This window comes from Chitinophaga sp. (genome assembly GCF_036566945.1).
Classification (GTDB): domain Bacteria; phylum Bacteroidota; class Bacteroidia; order Chitinophagales; family Chitinophagaceae; genus Chitinophaga.
Window position 1 is genome coordinate 1 of record NZ_DATCVJ010000860.1, and the last position, 14,163, is coordinate 14,163.

Annotated in this window: 17 protein-coding genes and 1 tRNA gene; 8 read left to right on the forward strand and 10 right to left on the reverse strand. The window is 45.1% G+C overall.

What is annotated here, in order from left to right; genetic code table 11:
- The first annotated feature begins 79 nt into the window (after positions 1 to 79).
- Positions 80 to 484 carry a hypothetical protein gene (locus VIP81_RS25960; protein ID WP_331968100.1) on the forward strand — a complete coding sequence of 135 codons (405 nt, stop codon included), beginning with the start codon at positions 80 to 82 and terminating at the stop codon, positions 482 to 484.
- Positions 485 to 560: 76 nt separating this feature from the next.
- On the opposite strand, the gene VIP81_RS25965 is transcribed toward VIP81_RS25960, so the two are convergent.
- The 4 genes from VIP81_RS25965 to VIP81_RS25980 form a co-directional block, all read right to left on the reverse strand.
- Positions 561 to 633, reverse strand: a tRNA-Thr gene (locus tag VIP81_RS25965).
- Positions 634 to 638: 5 nt separating this feature from the next.
- Positions 639 to 1,976, reverse strand: coding sequence for a hypothetical protein (locus VIP81_RS25970; protein ID WP_331968102.1), 1,338 nt, complete (start codon positions 1,974 to 1,976; stop codon positions 639 to 641).
- 164 nt (positions 1,977 to 2,140) lie between these two features.
- Positions 2,141 to 2,719, reverse strand: a complete 579-nt coding sequence (locus VIP81_RS25975) for an NAD(P)H-binding protein (protein ID WP_331968104.1) — start codon at positions 2,717 to 2,719, stop codon at positions 2,141 to 2,143.
- Between the two features lie 126 nt (positions 2,720 to 2,845).
- Entirely contained in the window at positions 2,846 to 3,718 is an 873-nt protein-coding gene (locus VIP81_RS25980) for a helix-turn-helix domain-containing protein (RefSeq protein ID WP_331968106.1), read from the reverse strand.
- A 242-nt stretch (positions 3,719 to 3,960) separates the two neighbouring features.
- Here VIP81_RS25980 and VIP81_RS25985 point away from each other — a divergent pair, with 242 nt between their 5' ends.
- Positions 3,961 to 4,359, forward strand: coding sequence for a (R)-mandelonitrile lyase (locus tag VIP81_RS25985; RefSeq protein WP_331968108.1), 399 nt, complete (start codon positions 3,961 to 3,963; stop codon positions 4,357 to 4,359).
- A gap of 19 nt (positions 4,360 to 4,378) precedes the next feature.
- Positions 4,379 to 5,434 (forward strand): NAD(P)-dependent alcohol dehydrogenase, encoded by a 1,056-nt coding sequence (locus tag VIP81_RS25990; protein ID WP_331968110.1) that lies wholly within the window; start codon positions 4,379 to 4,381, stop codon positions 5,432 to 5,434.
- A gap of 8 nt (positions 5,435 to 5,442) precedes the next feature.
- On the opposite strand, the gene VIP81_RS25995 is transcribed toward VIP81_RS25990, so the two are convergent.
- Positions 5,443 to 6,390, reverse strand: a complete 948-nt coding sequence (locus VIP81_RS25995) for a sugar phosphate isomerase/epimerase family protein (protein WP_331968112.1) — start codon at positions 6,388 to 6,390, stop codon at positions 5,443 to 5,445.
- Between the two features lie 162 nt (positions 6,391 to 6,552).
- On the opposite strand from VIP81_RS25995, the gene VIP81_RS26000 reads away from it, so the two are divergent.
- The 4 genes from VIP81_RS26000 (at position 6,553) to VIP81_RS26015 (ending at position 8,839) form a co-directional block, all read left to right on the forward strand.
- Positions 6,553 to 7,380: a glycoside hydrolase family 16 protein gene (locus VIP81_RS26000; protein ID WP_331968115.1), complete on the forward strand. Its 828-nt coding sequence runs from the start codon at positions 6,553 to 6,555 to the stop codon at positions 7,378 to 7,380.
- Between the two features lie 79 nt (positions 7,381 to 7,459).
- Positions 7,460 to 7,951, forward strand: a complete 492-nt coding sequence (gene msrA / locus VIP81_RS26005) for a peptide-methionine (S)-S-oxide reductase MsrA (protein ID WP_331968117.1) — start codon at positions 7,460 to 7,462, stop codon at positions 7,949 to 7,951.
- An 85-nt stretch (positions 7,952 to 8,036) separates the two neighbouring features.
- Complete coding sequence (locus VIP81_RS26010) at positions 8,037 to 8,297, forward strand: DUF4342 domain-containing protein (protein WP_331968119.1); 261 nt, start codon at positions 8,037 to 8,039, stop codon at positions 8,295 to 8,297.
- 245 nt (positions 8,298 to 8,542) lie between these two features.
- Positions 8,543 to 8,839 carry a hypothetical protein gene (locus VIP81_RS26015; protein ID WP_331968121.1) on the forward strand — a complete coding sequence of 99 codons (297 nt, stop codon included), beginning with the start codon at positions 8,543 to 8,545 and terminating at the stop codon, positions 8,837 to 8,839.
- A gap of 108 nt (positions 8,840 to 8,947) precedes the next feature.
- On the opposite strand, the gene VIP81_RS26020 is transcribed toward VIP81_RS26015, so the two are convergent.
- Together VIP81_RS26020 and VIP81_RS26025 are read right to left on the reverse strand one after the other, a co-directional pair.
- Positions 8,948 to 10,759 (reverse strand): serine hydrolase, encoded by a 1,812-nt coding sequence (locus VIP81_RS26020; RefSeq protein WP_331968123.1) that lies wholly within the window; start codon positions 10,757 to 10,759, stop codon positions 8,948 to 8,950.
- An 83-nt stretch (positions 10,760 to 10,842) separates the two neighbouring features.
- Positions 10,843 to 11,517: a HEAT repeat domain-containing protein gene (locus VIP81_RS26025; protein ID WP_331968125.1), complete on the reverse strand. Its 675-nt coding sequence runs from the start codon at positions 11,515 to 11,517 to the stop codon at positions 10,843 to 10,845.
- 131 nt (positions 11,518 to 11,648) lie between these two features.
- On the opposite strand from VIP81_RS26025, the gene VIP81_RS26030 reads away from it, so the two are divergent.
- The gene (locus VIP81_RS26030; protein ID WP_331968127.1) at positions 11,649 to 11,903 is read left to right on the forward strand and encodes a hypothetical protein; all 255 of its coding nucleotides are present in this window, start codon (positions 11,649 to 11,651) and stop codon (positions 11,901 to 11,903) included.
- A 78-nt stretch (positions 11,904 to 11,981) separates the two neighbouring features.
- Here VIP81_RS26030 and VIP81_RS26035 read toward each other — a convergent pair whose 3' ends face one another.
- The 3 genes from VIP81_RS26035 to VIP81_RS26045 form a co-directional block, all read right to left on the reverse strand.
- The gene (locus tag VIP81_RS26035; RefSeq protein WP_331968130.1) at positions 11,982 to 12,881 is read right to left on the reverse strand and encodes a class I SAM-dependent methyltransferase; all 900 of its coding nucleotides are present in this window, start codon (positions 12,879 to 12,881) and stop codon (positions 11,982 to 11,984) included.
- A 120-nt stretch (positions 12,882 to 13,001) separates the two neighbouring features.
- A complete protein-coding gene (locus tag VIP81_RS26040) occupies positions 13,002 to 13,424 on the reverse strand; it encodes an RDD family protein (protein ID WP_331968132.1) in 423 nt (140 codons plus the stop codon).
- A 100-nt stretch (positions 13,425 to 13,524) separates the two neighbouring features.
- Positions 13,525 to 14,163, reverse strand: a 639-nt coding sequence (locus VIP81_RS26045) for a SusD/RagB family nutrient-binding outer membrane lipoprotein (protein WP_331968134.1), incomplete at its 5' end; no start/stop codon positions are given.

Genomic DNA, 14,163 nt, shown 5'->3' on the forward strand with positions numbered 1-14,163 from the left:
TTTTATTGACAAGTTTATATTTAAACGATATTTGAATTTCAATATCAGTCAACTTTTTTGATAGCACTATCCAATACTTATGAAATTTAATTTCTTCCAAAAAACGCCTCCACTCAGACCCACCTTTGAAGCACTAAAAAATTCGCCGTTAAAGGAGATGTACTTCTATCGTGTGGCGCCGTGGTACTGGATATCGAACGATATGATAACGATTGTAGATAATCACGCACCCCGAATGATCACCCTTGATCCCTGGCCTCAGATGATTTTTCTGGACGCCACCGGAAAGCTGACCATCAGTGAATACGTAGATTTTGTGGCGTACAAATACAAGAAAAATATTCCCATCGATCTGGATACTATTATCCTATCCATGATCAACCTGCTGCTGGAAGATAAAGTGATTTGCCTGTCGGAAGTGCTGAGGGAGCCGGATCCATACCATCGTTTGCCAGTACCGCTAAAAAGAAATAATGAAATTTGAGCAGTAGCAAAGCCAATACTCAAATTTCATTATTTTATTTGCATTGATGATTCCCACCAAAAGCAGGTGATCGTTGAAACGGAGGCAGGGCTCGAACCTGCGTCTATCCGGATAACGTGCCGGAAGTTCTACCACTGAACTACTCCGCTAACTTTTAATTTTGTTCCGGGAAAAAGGGCTGAACGTTTTTTCCCGAAAAGTATTTATGTTGTTTTAATATTTTAGCAAGATAGGGATTGGAAACGGTTACGCCATGCACCAGTTCCGGCGTAGGCCGGAAGGGTACTACACCGTGTTCTCTTGGTGCTATCCAACCCGACCTTTCCGCATGAAGTCCTGAAAATTTGCAGGCGGCTTCCACCCTCGCCCTGGTACAAATAGCCTTTCCTGAAAACACTTCCCAGGGAAAAGGCAGCCGATTCCATACGGGCAGGTTCGGGTCCTCTTTATTACCTTGCAGATAGTGCAAGCTGGCCACATCTGCAGCAATCAACCGCATTACTTTTCCAGGACACATCTCTTCCAGTATGAACTCCATTCCCAGCGCATACAGCAAATTCATCCAGCTGTCTCTTGCCTTGTTCCATGCACCGGCAGTGTTATTCCAGGAGCTGGAATCATTCCCTTTCCGTACCACCATGGTAGTCCGGTTAAAATCATTCTGCTCCCACAGTTCTCCTAAAAAAGAAGCTACCTGCGCCAGCAACGAAGTCCATTTACCGAGCAATATCCCTTGCTGATCACCACTAAGTTTTTCCAGTACTTCCGGTCTCGGGAATACTTGTGCAATTGCCCACCAGTTGGTTCCGGCCGCATTATTCATACAACGACTGAAAAGCATATGCGCAATTTCATCGTAAGGCCGTTGTTGCCCTTTCACCGTGAACTCGCTGCGAAGATTACAACGGGCTGTGTAATAGGCTATAAAACATGCACTGTTCACATCTGCCATAAAATCATCCCGTGTGATATCTTCTGCAAAAGCATGCTTTCCTGTTCGCTGGAAAAAAAGTCGCTGATGCTCTCTGATCATGATGCTCAGTTTCTGTTCCAGTCTGCGTAAACAACGAAATAATTTATTGTACCTACGTTTGGAGATATCCAGTCCTGCGGCCATTCTTTGTTCCCGGTTTAAACGATCCGCTGCATAATTGTTATACCCCGGATCCTTATGTATGAGCGAACTAACAGCGCCTATAAACTCCTCCACCACTTTGGGATCATCATAAGCCCCTGAAGCAAATGTCGCGTCCAGCTTAAAGAGTTGAATAGCTTTGTTTACCTGTTTTTCTGCACCTGTTACCTTGGCAAACGCTTCCAGCATGGCCGTATACTGCCATACCATATTACGCAGGGCAGACGGCAATGCTTTTCCCAATACCCCCGCTTCTTCCCGGCTCAGTTGCGGGCCCAGCACATCGTGGATCAAGGCAGCCACATCTTCCGGTCTTTTTCGCTGATGAATTGTTTCGTATAGTACTGCTGGTATCAAGGTGAATAAATGTTTTCAGGTGTACATCAATTGATAGTAGTATAAATCACTGCTGTGACTATACAAAGATGCATACTCAACTGCGCAACTGAACTGCGTACTTTATTTTTTTTTTAAAAGGCGAATCAGTCTGTAACACTACCTCACTATTATCACACCATTCCTCACGAATGCGGCTGATTCACGCCCAGATTTTCACGGGTAAATTTTCCGGGGGTATGAATTATTTTTGTAATCAACGCAGCCAGACTTTTTTGAGAAATGACCGAACCTTTCTCTGGCTGGCCTTTTTGAGTGGTTTCATAATTTACCTCTTCGGTATCGGTAAACCAGGCTGGCCTTAAAATGGTGTAATCAAGATCTGATGATTCAATTACATCGGCGGCTTTGCGATATGGAACCAGTATAGGTTTTAACGGCTTTTCATAAATGCCGATAGCACTGATGAAAATGATTTTCTTCACGCCTGTTTCATTCATGGCCTTTACAATATTCTTTGCCATCGCTTCCAGGTCACCGGCGAGGTTTGCATATACCATATCCTGCCCCTTGATAGCTGCCCTGAGCTGATCATAGTTGAGTACATCGCCTTCCATAATGACGCATTTTGAAACATCTTTATTTTTTAGCTTGCCGGGATTGCGCAAAAATAAGGTGAGTTTAATATCGTCCAGGGGGGCTAACATATCGGTAACCTGTTGGGCAATATTACCATTAGCGCCAAGAATGATTACATTTTTCATTTGAATGTTTGTTTTGATGGGACTATAATAGCCTCCTGATTATACAAAACCGCTCAAACAAAGTTCGCGTACCAAAGGGGTGACTGCAAATGACTTTCAAATAATAAAATAAGCATTTCAAACAATTTAAGCCCGCAATGAGGTAGGCGTAGTACCTGTCATTTTCTTAAAGAAATTATTGAAGTAAGTAGGATATTCAAAGCCGAGTGCGTAGGCAATATCGGCGATACTCCAGTCGGTATGATGCAGCAGCGCCTTCGCCTCCATGATAATTCTTTCTGAGATATGGATGGTGGTGGGCTTTCCGGTCACCTCCTTCACCGACCGGTTGAGGTGATTCACATGCACGGCCAGTCCTTTGGCGAAATCCTGGGCCGTCCTCAGTACCCTGGTCTGTCGGGGGCTTTCGATCGGAAACTGCCGTTCCAGCAGCTCCAGGAACAAGGACGTAATGCGGGAGGAAGCATTTTTATGTTTAAAGAAATTTCCCGTTGGTTGCATTTTCAATGCTTCATGTATCATCAGGTGGATATAGTTGCCGATCAGTTCTTCCTTGAAAATGTAGTCGGTGCTTTGTTCTGCGAGCATCCTTTGAAAAAGGGAGGTCATAAAACTACGCTGACTTTCATCCAGTTGAAAGATGGGCGTACCGCCCAGTTTAAACAGGGGAGATTGTTGCAGGCTTTCCAGGCGCTCATGGCCTTTCAGAAAACCTTCTGTGAATACGCATGCGTACCCGCTGTAATCCGATGAAATGATTTCCCAGGAATACGGGATATGTGGATTCCCGAAAAACAGGATGGTCCCCTCCGTCTCAATTCCCCTGTCAGCATAGTGGATCAGGTTTTTGCCCGTATTGATACATATTTTGTAGAAGTCTCTTCTGCTATAGGATGGCACCGCGTTCACACCGCTTTTCACTTCATATACCTTAAAGCCTTTCAGCTTTAAATCGCCTGTTTTAAAATCTGCCGCCTCGGAGAGCACCTGTTTATCCATCTCACAAAATTAATACAATCAAACATTACCTGGTAAAAAATGTGCCTCCCATTCCGGCCCGACATTGAACAGAAACGGTATAAATGGCGTTATCACCATGCCGGTGCGCCCCGACATCCAACACACCGGCAATTATTTGAAATTTATACTTTTCTATTTGATAATTATTAACAGCTCCCTTGCCGGCAGCAATACCTTTGCAACGGCTTTACAGCGTCATTATTCATTCAAAAAAACATTTTATGGAAATCATACGCAGCGGCTCACAACCTTCCGGCAAAGGGCCCGCAGAATATTTCACAGGAACCGTAAGAATTGATCCACTGATAAACCCACCAGAGCCGGCACGTGTGGCAATGGCACTCGTTACTTTTGAACCGGGGGCCCGTACCGCATGGCATACCCATCCGCTGGGTCAAACGCTCATTATCACTGCGGGTGCCGGCTGGGTACAGCGGGAAGGAGCAGGAAAACAAGCAATACATCCCGGGGATATTGTATTCTTTCCGCCGGGAGAAAAGCACTGGCACGGCGCTACGGCGACGACGGCCATGAGCCACATCGCCATCCAGGAGAAACTGAATGGTTCACCTGTCGACTGGATGGAACAGGTAACAGATGCACAATACAGCGAGCAATAACATTTTAAACACTATTTCCATGAGCACAAAAGATGTAAAAGCATTTGGCGCTGAAGCTGCCACTGCCCCACTCCACTCTCTGACGATCACCCGCAGAACACCTACTCCACATGACGTTGAAATAGAGATTCTTTTTTGTGGCGTATGTCATTCTGATTTACATATGGCCAGGAATGAATGGCACAATACCGTGTACCCTATTGTACCGGGGCATGAAATTGTAGGCAGAATAACACGTGTAGGCGATCACGTTACCAAATTCAAGGTAGGGGATCTGGCTGCGGTGGGTTGCATGGTCGACTCCTGCCGGGAGTGTGAATACTGCAAAGAAGGATTGGAGCAATATTGCGAACCCGGTAATACGCTGACTTACAACTCTCCTGATAAACACCTTGGCACGCCCACCTACGGTGGTTATGCAGAGAATATTGTGGTAGATGAAAATTACGTATTACATGTTCCCAAAAACCTGGATTTAGCCGCTACTGCACCGTTACTTTGTGCAGGCATCACCACTTATTCGCCGTTAAAACACTGGCGTGTAGGACCAGGTACCAAAGTAGGCGTAGTGGGCATTGGTGGTCTTGGACATATGGCCATTAAACTCGCCAAGGCTATGGGAGCCTATGTGGTCGTGTTTACTACTTCCGTTTCCAAATTTGAAGATGCCAAACGTTTAGGGGCGGATGAAGTGGTATTGTCGAAAGACAGTGAACAAATGAGCAAACAGGCCAGGAAATTGCATTTCATCGTTGATGCGGTATCTGCCGAACATGATGTAAATGCATATTTAAATTGCCTGAAAGTAGACGGTACCCTGGCACTGGTAGGCGCACCGGAACTACCGTTACCGATTGCTGCCTTCAGCTTAATTCCAACCAGAAGAAGCTTTGCGGGATCTACCATCGGCAGCATCGCGGAAACGCAGGAGATGCTTGATTTCTGTGGCGAGCATAACATCACCGCGGATATTGAACTGATTAATATTCAGCAGATCAACGAAGCCTATGAAAGATTGCTCAAAGGGGATGTTCATTACCGCTTTGTGATCGACATGGCTTCTGTAAAAAAATAGCGCATTCATCACGGCTTCGTGAGGGCCTTCATTTTTGCTAAACCCGTTTTTGCTACAAGCAGGGCATCCTGCTGGTAGTAATGCGGGTTAAATAATTCTAAAGACAGGATCACGGGTTTATCCGGGTGATGGATACTTTGTAACAGTGTCCGTAACGGCGCAATGCCATCTCCCGGATAAATACGATCCGGCTCAGCTATCTTCTCCGGGGAAATACCTTCGGGATAATCATTAATATGGAAAATTTCTATGGCGGGAGTACCCACAAAGGGAACACTGTCAAAGCTGGATCCTCCTTTGAAAATATGGAATGAATCCAGTAGTACCCGTGCATTTTTATGACCGCTTTCTGTCACTACGTACAGCACATCACTGATTTTTCTTAGGTTTTTGGAAGATCCCCACATCTCCAGTATCGGCAGCACACCAGTTTGTTCCCCCATCTCCAGAATTGTAAGATATCTTTCTGTTACCACCCTGAGATCTATTGACGAAGCGCTGCTGCTATTGGCACCAAAAGGAGGCGCCGCTACCCGCTTACAACCAATTTTTGCCAGCAGCTCCATTTCATTTTTCAGCTGATCCAATCCGGCTTTCCGCACTGCTTCGTCATCCACTATCCATTTGGCAAAGCCAATGGCATTTTCCACTTCCAGTCCCAGATCATCTATTACTTTTTTGGCAGTAACCACCGATCCGCCTTCCTTTAAATAGCGTTGAAATGTATCTATCCAAATCTCTACTGATCTGAAACCTGCTTTGGATGCAACTTCCAGCTCTTTTATAAATCCCAGCTTTTGTCCGCTGATGGTGCTCATATTAAGGGAGTACCTAAACCCTGGCGCTGCAGACAAGGGAGCTGCCTTTGCTGCCGCCGGTAGTTTCAACAATGCCGCACCGGCTGTTAACCCGGCCATTTTCAATGCCTGTCTGCGATCCAACGTGGAATTGATCATAATAAAACCTTCTTTAAAATGAAAATAGGAAAGGTAAAATACAGCTATTACTGATAAAATACTACCCGATTTTTATCCGTAATCAATATTCCCTCCGGAGCAATTATATTTGTATCCTACAGCGTTGCAATAAAGCAGCCTGTGAAACAGCTACAGTTGACAATGAAAAAACACACACTCCTGCTGCTATCACTGATAGCCGGCTTTTCCGCATGCAAAGTAACCCAGAGAGGTGGCAAAGACGGATACCTGTACGTCCAAAAATCAGGACGGGAAAATAAGCATTGGAAGCTCGTCTGGCAAGATAACTTCAACGGACCTACGCTGGACACCAGCAAATGGACGCGTGTTCCACCCGGCACTGCCGCCTGGAACAAACATATGGGCAGTGATGAACCATGTTACAAACTGGATAGTGGTAAAATATATCTGCGCGGCATCAACAACCCGGATACGGTAAAAGATCCCAGACCCTTCCTGACTGGCGGGATCTATACCAAGGGAAAATTCGCCTTTCAATATGGAAAAATTGAAATCCGCGCCAAACTCGAATGCGCCCGGGGTGCATGGCCTGCTATGTGGATGCTGGCAGAAACCGATAAGTACGGCAAATATCCAAAGAACGGAGAAATTGATATCATGGAGCATCTAAACTACGACTCCCTCATTTATCAAACCACCCACTCCTACTATACGCTGGACCTCAAACAAACGGAGCATCCTCCTCACTATGGCACGGCAAAATTAAATCCGCTTGTCTTCAACACTTTTGGCATCAGCTGGTACCCCGATAGAATTGTATTCCTGCTGAATGGAGAAGAAACGTTTACTTATCCCCGTGTAAAAGGAGTGGATCCGTCGCAATGGCCTTACGACCAGCCTTTTTATATCCTGATAGATCAGCAGCTGGGTGGCGACTGGGTAGGCAAAGTGAATCCCGGTACGCTACCGGTGCAGATGATTGTGGACTGGGTGAAGGTGTATCAGTAATACCGTATTTTAGTATCGCGGAAATATGTCTATTTTCGTTACCAACGGACATTCAACATTATCTAAAATAAAAAGACATATGGGTATTGAAAAAGCTATTCTTGCAGGTGGGTGCTTTTGGGGAGTGGAAGAACTCATCCGCCATCAGCCGGGGGTGATCTCTACTGTGGTGGGATATACCGGTGGTGATGTGCCAAACGCAACCTATCGCCACCATGGTACACATGCAGAAGGCATTGAAGTTACATTTGATGCCGATAAGATTTCTTACCGGAAACTGCTGGAATATTTTTTCCAGATTCATGATCCTACTACTAAAAACAGGCAGGGCAATGATGTGGGGACCTCCTATCGCTCTGCTATTTTCTTTCTGAATGAACAGCAACAGGAGACCGCTAAAGCACTTATCGCGGAGATGACCGCCTCCGGCAAGTGGCCAGGGCAGATCATAACAGAAGTGGTGCCTGCTACTGATTTCTGGAATGCAGAAGAAGAACATCAAAACTATCTGCAAAAGCATCCCTATGGCTATACCTGCCATTTTGAGCGACCAGACTGGAAATTGAAATAAGCAGGCCCCTACTGCGCCGGTCAGGAAAATTCGTCGTGGATATGAATTATTTTCTATATCTTAAAAACTAAACCATTTAACTGTTATGACCACAAAAGAAACGTTCACTCTCCACGGCGAGAACCTGGTAAAAAAAGTAAAGGAGCTGATAGCAGAGGGGAATATCAGAAAAATCACCATCGCAGATAAAGAAGGTAAAGAACTCATGTCTTTTCCGCTGACCATAGGCATTGTGGGCGCTATATTTGCCCCTATCCTGGCAGCCATTGGGGCCGTAGCAGCCCTGATCGGCGAATGCAGTATCATTGTGGAAAGGGAACCTGAAAAAGACGAGCCATCCGCTTAACTGGCAAACAAAAGCCCCGATCAACATCGGGGCTTGTTTTGTTAACCTACAACTGTTACACTGGTAACAATATTTTTATATAGAGATATCTTCATTAAGCTTCACAAAAGTCTGAAATAAATAACGGGCAAAATTGTACTAATTGAGGTAATACATGTACAAATCATGCCTTTTACACGTCCGTACGTTCATCTAATTGGCTCATATGACCTCGCATCCGGGGTGATTTCCCTATATTTGTAACTATGGCAAAAGAAAAGAACAAACCCGTTCCGGTAAGATTTGACCTGAAGATTTTAGAATTATTGAAAGAAGAAGAGAAAATAGATACCCCTCAGCAAGCGCTGAATTTCCTCTCCAATTTCTGGGAAAATAACCGGCCGGCGACTACTGATTTTACTGGTGAAGTGATGCCTGTCAAGAAGAAGACTGCTCCGGTGGAGAAAGCGTCGAAAGGCGAAGCGGCTGCACATCCTTCCGGATTATCCGGCATCGATTTGCTGATATGGAAGGCAGAGCAAAAGGAAAAAAATAATGAGTAAGAACGCATATTAAATTTGAAAGCCTTCCTGAGTGTCAGGAAGGCTTTCCATATACTGCTACCAATAAATTTGCTTTTACCCATCCGGCAGACTATCATTTCTTTTCCGCTACTTCTTCTTTTCTTTCTCCGCCCGGAAGCTACCATTTGGCTGTATAAAAGTTAACGCAATTATCTTTTGATTAGCATTGCTGACAAATTTCACTTTATAATCCTTCAGTCCTTTTAAACGGAAGCTGGTATTGTCAATGGCTTCCAGTGTAAACTTAGTTTGACCGGCAATGGCCATCTCCAGCACGTTACCGTCTTCTGTGCTGATAGTGATGGGCGTACCGGAGATGCTGTAAATACCTGTAAAACCTTTCAGTAAATCCGGTTTCAAAATCAGGTTCGTCAGTTGCTTATCAAAAATCACCGGCTCACCGTACGGATCATAGGCAAAGCTTACGCGGTCAATATCTCCCGCATTACTCATCAGGAATTGCAGACGCATATTTGACTTATACATCGGATCAATAACGGAATCGGTAGCATCATAAGGGGAGTAAATGTTATAATCCTCGTGATTTAACAACCAGGTGATATCAGGAAGTCCTACAAACAACGAATCCGCTCTATTATAAATATGCAGGGTGCCGTAGGCATCATTTTTAAAATCACCGGTAAAAGCGGTAACGGGATGCGTGGGTGCATGCGCTTTAAAATCAGGATCTACGTAAGGTTTGCTTGTGTCCTTGCCACCGGAAGGATGATTCTTTTTAGCCGGAGCGGCGATACCAAATAATTGATCGGATACCGCATCAATCACTTTAGCAGGGATTTTGGAATTCATCTGATTACTAAGCACGACGATACCAATACTATCTAAAGGATAAAAGGTAGTCAGGGCAGTAAATCCATCTACATTGCCGCCATGTTCCACGCGGTAGTGACCACGATAGGTAAACAACATCCAACCAAATCCGTAGTTACCAAATTGAATATAGGGTCTTTGAGGATCTGGCGCCCCCGCGTCCATGACCATTTGCGATGAAGTGGCTTCTTTTACATAATCTGCCGGAATGATTTCTTTGTTGTTATACTTCCCGCCATGCATCCAGGTGATGAGCCATTTCGACATATCCATTACCGTGCTGTTGATAGCTCCGGCTGGTCCCATGGCTATAATGGGATGATACTTTATTTCTTTGATCCCGGCATCTTTGTCGACCGTGTACCCACGTGATGGCTCAGGCGCGGCCGCCAGCGCAATCGTACCAATGGAAGACTCGCTCATCCCCAATGGTTGAAAGATCTGGCTGTTGATATTCTGTTCCCAGGACTGGCCGGTCAGCTTTTCTGCTACCATGCCCTGCACCATGAACATAAAGTTATTATACTGCCAGCGCGCACGTAAAGGAGCCGTTGGTTTCATATAATGCATGCGCTGCAACAGCGTATCCCGGGAACTGGTATTAAAAAGCGCCCAGGCTAGGTCGTAGCGGGAAAACCCTGTTCTATGACACATCATATCCCGCAAAGTGATCTGATAGTTGAGCGCAGGATCTGAAAAGTCCAGCGCAGGCAAATACATAGTCGCCGGTTTATCAAAATCCACTTTTCCTTCTTTGCGTAAATTGCCCAGCAAAGTGCTGGTAAATGCTTTGGTACAGGAGCCTATGGCAAATTGTGTATGCGGGGTTACCGGTAACTTACGAACAACATCGCGGTAACCGAAGCCTTTGGAAAATATAACTTTATCTTTTTCCACTACAGCGATGGCAAACCCGGCGCCCTGCGCCTCCTGTAGAATAGCCGATAAAGTGGCATCTAACTTTTCCAGTTTGTTGGCCTTGTCAGCGGGCTTCTGGGCAATGGCTGTTGCCATCACTCCTAAACAACACCAGGTGCCGAGGCACCTGCGCATGGTTGATACTCTCATCGGGTTAAATTGTTACCAGACCTAAGTTTACAGCAAATAAGTGAATTAAGCAAACGGATTCTGCGGAATGGTAACAGGGGCGGCTATACTCCGTCATTTATTACATCTGTGAGCTGATCCAGTTCCGGCATATCTTTTACACGCGGATCTTTTCGCAGGGCTAATCCGGCAATCGCTTCCAGACGCGTGTTCTTATCACGATCATTGATCCTGTTCCACAAGGCATCGGTGATCTCTTTCGAAGTAGTTTTAATCTGGCTACCGATACCAAAAGTAGCCCAGTTCCTGATATCAGCCACCTTGTCCGTACTCAGGGCTATCAAAGTATCGATGGCTGTTTTATTATCCACGCCCAGCAATGCAAATGCCACGGCAAACCGGACGTCTTTGTCTGCATGGCCTTTAAAAGAAGCTACCCTGCCGGTTTGTGGAACATCCAGCTGTTGATTGTTATGTGCAATCGCATATAAAATAGCACTTAATACATTGGGCTGTTTTTCGGTGACGAGTAATTCAAAACAGAGTAGGATCGTTTGCTCATAATACGGTCTGGCTGCATGCCCCAACTGCGCCAGCACCGTCATGCCCGTTTCCCGTTCCTGATCATTTCCGGCGGTAGCCAGTTGGTAGCTCCTGGTAAAAATATCTTCAGTCCCCCGTTTACGTAGCTCCCTCATATTATCCCAATATGTTCTATCTGACTTATTATTTAAAAGCCGGGTAAAGAGTTTTTCGTTGGTCCAATGTTGTCTGCTCATAGTATAGGGGATGTACAGCGGGAAAAAATACGATTTTTCCCGGAAAGAACGGCACCCCATAAATCCGATTTGCAAATACTGGTTTAATACCAGACCTTCGCGCTCCCAACTTTAGTAGAAACGCAGCAGATATGGCAATACCAGTTATAAAGAAGTTCACTTTCACCGCTCAGGTAGACGAAACAGATGTAAATTTTGAGATGCACCCGGTGAATATCAGGGAAAAGCAATTATACCAGGTGTATACACAGTACAACAATACTCCGGTACGTTTTCACATGCAAGCCGCCGATGGCCTGAATTTCAAGATTACAGACAGAAATACCTGCCCTCCCGCATATATAGCACTGGAGCAGCAGTTATCGGATGCTATCGGCGTTAATTAATCCAGATTTCTTTCGCGGGTCCTGACTACTTCAGCTGCAATGCTGCTATCGTTCTATGCATGTCGTTGATGACTGCATTTAAAAACTACTAAAAATGCCCAGTTTATAGGCATTATTTTCGGCAGGAGCGGCAGCCTGTAGCCAGTTTTGCAACGCCACCTGCGCAGTGCAGGGACCATAGGTAATGATCTTGATTTTCCGCTGCAGGGATTCCTGCCTCAAAATCTCCAGCACGGCTTGCAGGATTTCTCCATGGAAGGGGGTAAACATAAAAAATATGGTTCCTTCGGAATAGTCTGCCTCTCTGGCATCTACATTGCTGAAGTTGACATCAGATAAATTCAGCGACGCTGCGCAATCCCTTGCGTAGTCGCAAAAAGCGGGTTCGAACTCTATTCCTTTGGTGGGGATGCCTGTCAGTAAATTTACCAGGATGGCTACCTGTCCCAGGCCGGCACCGATATCAAAAAAAACATCTTCCTGACGGATAAACGATTTTTCTACCAGTTCAAAAACAATCCTGGCGGGCGTTTTCTGATAATACACCATTTCCGGTTCCAAATCTTTCGTTTGTTCCGGCATGGTCTGAAAAAGGGATAACCCATTGATCAATACGTCCAGGTTATCATACCCTACTTCTTCCTGAGATATGGGATCATGCACGTTGAAGTCAACATACTTCGTGATCAGTGCTTTGAAGGCTGTGCCCGAATATCCTCCTTGCCGGATATTGGATTGAATATGTTGAAATAGTTGTTGATCTGTTTCTTCCAGCGCGGACCTGACTTTTTCCGCATGCTGCCGAAGCTGCAGCAGCGTTGGTGAAGTTGTTTCCAACAGGTATTCATCTATCTGATCAATTACCCCGAACCCAATAAAATCTATTGCTTCACTACGTTTTTCAAAGTTCCCTTTTTCATATAGCGAAGCATCGCTGGCTATTGCTTCGAGGTATGACTGCAGTTTAAAAATGAGCATCTTTGTTTGGCTTGTTTTTTCCGTGATGCATAGTAGGGCTTTTGCGCCACCGCTATGCATCACGGTCCAGGCGGAAATTTACAACTTATTATCTTCATCCCTGGGTGATGATCAACATGTTTAGCGCCAAATCATCACACTGCCTGCTGCCAGGTCATGAATAGCTCTTCTTTCCTTGTTGCCGTGGATAGTTAAAAAGGAAATCCACCCCAGAAAAAATTTCACAATATATCGGAGCAATGCCATGTGAACAGGTATCCGTTTACGGGTATTGTCTACGTTCCGCACACGGATACCTTTGATATAATTCCCCACTGTACATCCGAATGCAACAAACAAAGGTTCATATATCACCCAGATAAAAACAAACAAGCCAATGCGTACGGCATCGGGTACTTCTCCGAAAAGCTCCAGCAAAGCGCCAAAAATGTACATCAGCAAAACAATAAAAAGGAAATCGATGAAAGCCGACTGCACGCGGGTGCTTAAATGTGGGTAAGTTATTTCATCAATGGGTTCAGGAAAAAGGGATTCTTCTATCATAGTGGTATAGGTTGAATACGTAAAATAAGGAAATTTAACAAACAAAAAGTCCCGGAGAGATGATCTTCCCCGGGACTGTTGCTCTCGACATCATTCACGCTTACTTCATCCACCAAACTTTCACGGTAGTGGAATTACCACCCATGTGATCCGTTTGTGCTGTATAATTTACGGTATTGTTAATTGATTCCTGTTGCGGATACTGCAACCTGTTAAAATTTACATAGGTAGCCGGATTGCCATCCCGCGGAGTGCGGCCGGTCCTTCTCCATAAATTATAGGCCAGCCATGGCTGACGGAAAAAAGACAACCATTCCTGTGCGTAGATCTTATTCAATTTCTGATCGTCGGTGCCAGTGAAGGCTACTTTCGGATTAGCCATGAATGCGGCCATCTCCGCAGAGGTAGGACTGGGAGGAGCTACAGCCGACCAGTTATCATTTGTAACATTGGTATTGTGGGCAATGTAGTACCAAAAATTCACGGAGGACGTAATACCAGCAGCATACTCTGTACCGGCAGTTACCATATTTTTAGCTACGCCGAGGCCTCGTGCCAACGCTTCTGCTTTCAGGAAATGTACTTCAGCTGCTGTCATAAACAATTCAGGCTGATAATAAATATCTCTTACTATCCGGTAATTAAAGGGAGAGAATACACAATTATCTTTGTTCGCAAAATCCGCATCTCTTTTATCCTGGTAAGGGTTGGTATTATCGCTGGCGGTACTTCCTGGCTG

Bases quoted from the DNA above. Each gene is read 5' to 3' on its own strand.
- VIP81_RS25980 (WP_331968106.1), bottom strand. From the start codon at position 3,718: ATGGATAAACAGGTGCTCTCCGAGGCGGCAGATTTTAAAACAGGCGAT.
- VIP81_RS26035 (WP_331968130.1), bottom strand. From the start codon at position 12,881: ATGCTCATTTTTAAACTGCAGTCATACCTCGAAGCAATAGCCAGCGAT.
- VIP81_RS26020 (WP_331968123.1), bottom strand. From the start codon at position 10,759: ATGAGAGTATCAACCATGCGCAGGTGCCTCGGCACCTGGTGTTGTTTA.
- msrA (WP_331968117.1), top strand. From the start codon at position 7,460: ATGGGTATTGAAAAAGCTATTCTTGCAGGTGGGTGCTTTTGGGGAGTG.
- VIP81_RS26030 (WP_331968127.1), top strand. From the start codon at position 11,649: ATGGCAATACCAGTTATAAAGAAGTTCACTTTCACCGCTCAGGTAGAC.
- VIP81_RS25990 (WP_331968110.1), top strand. From the start codon at position 4,379: ATGAGCACAAAAGATGTAAAAGCATTTGGCGCTGAAGCTGCCACTGCC.
- VIP81_RS25995 (WP_331968112.1), bottom strand. From the start codon at position 6,390: ATGATCAATTCCACGTTGGATCGCAGACAGGCATTGAAAATGGCCGGG.
- VIP81_RS26040 (WP_331968132.1), bottom strand. From the start codon at position 13,424: ATGATAGAAGAATCCCTTTTTCCTGAACCCATTGATGAAATAACTTAC.
- VIP81_RS26015 (WP_331968121.1), top strand. From the start codon at position 8,543: ATGGCAAAAGAAAAGAACAAACCCGTTCCGGTAAGATTTGACCTGAAG.
- VIP81_RS25960 (WP_331968100.1), top strand. From the start codon at position 80: ATGAAATTTAATTTCTTCCAAAAAACGCCTCCACTCAGACCCACCTTT.
- VIP81_RS25985 (WP_331968108.1), top strand. From the start codon at position 3,961: ATGGAAATCATACGCAGCGGCTCACAACCTTCCGGCAAAGGGCCCGCA.
- VIP81_RS26000 (WP_331968115.1), top strand. From the start codon at position 6,553: ATGAAAAAACACACACTCCTGCTGCTATCACTGATAGCCGGCTTTTCC.
- VIP81_RS26025 (WP_331968125.1), bottom strand. From the start codon at position 11,517: ATGAGCAGACAACATTGGACCAACGAAAAACTCTTTACCCGGCTTTTA.
- VIP81_RS25975 (WP_331968104.1), bottom strand. From the start codon at position 2,719: ATGAAAAATGTAATCATTCTTGGCGCTAATGGTAATATTGCCCAACAG.
- VIP81_RS26010 (WP_331968119.1), top strand. From the start codon at position 8,037: ATGACCACAAAAGAAACGTTCACTCTCCACGGCGAGAACCTGGTAAAA.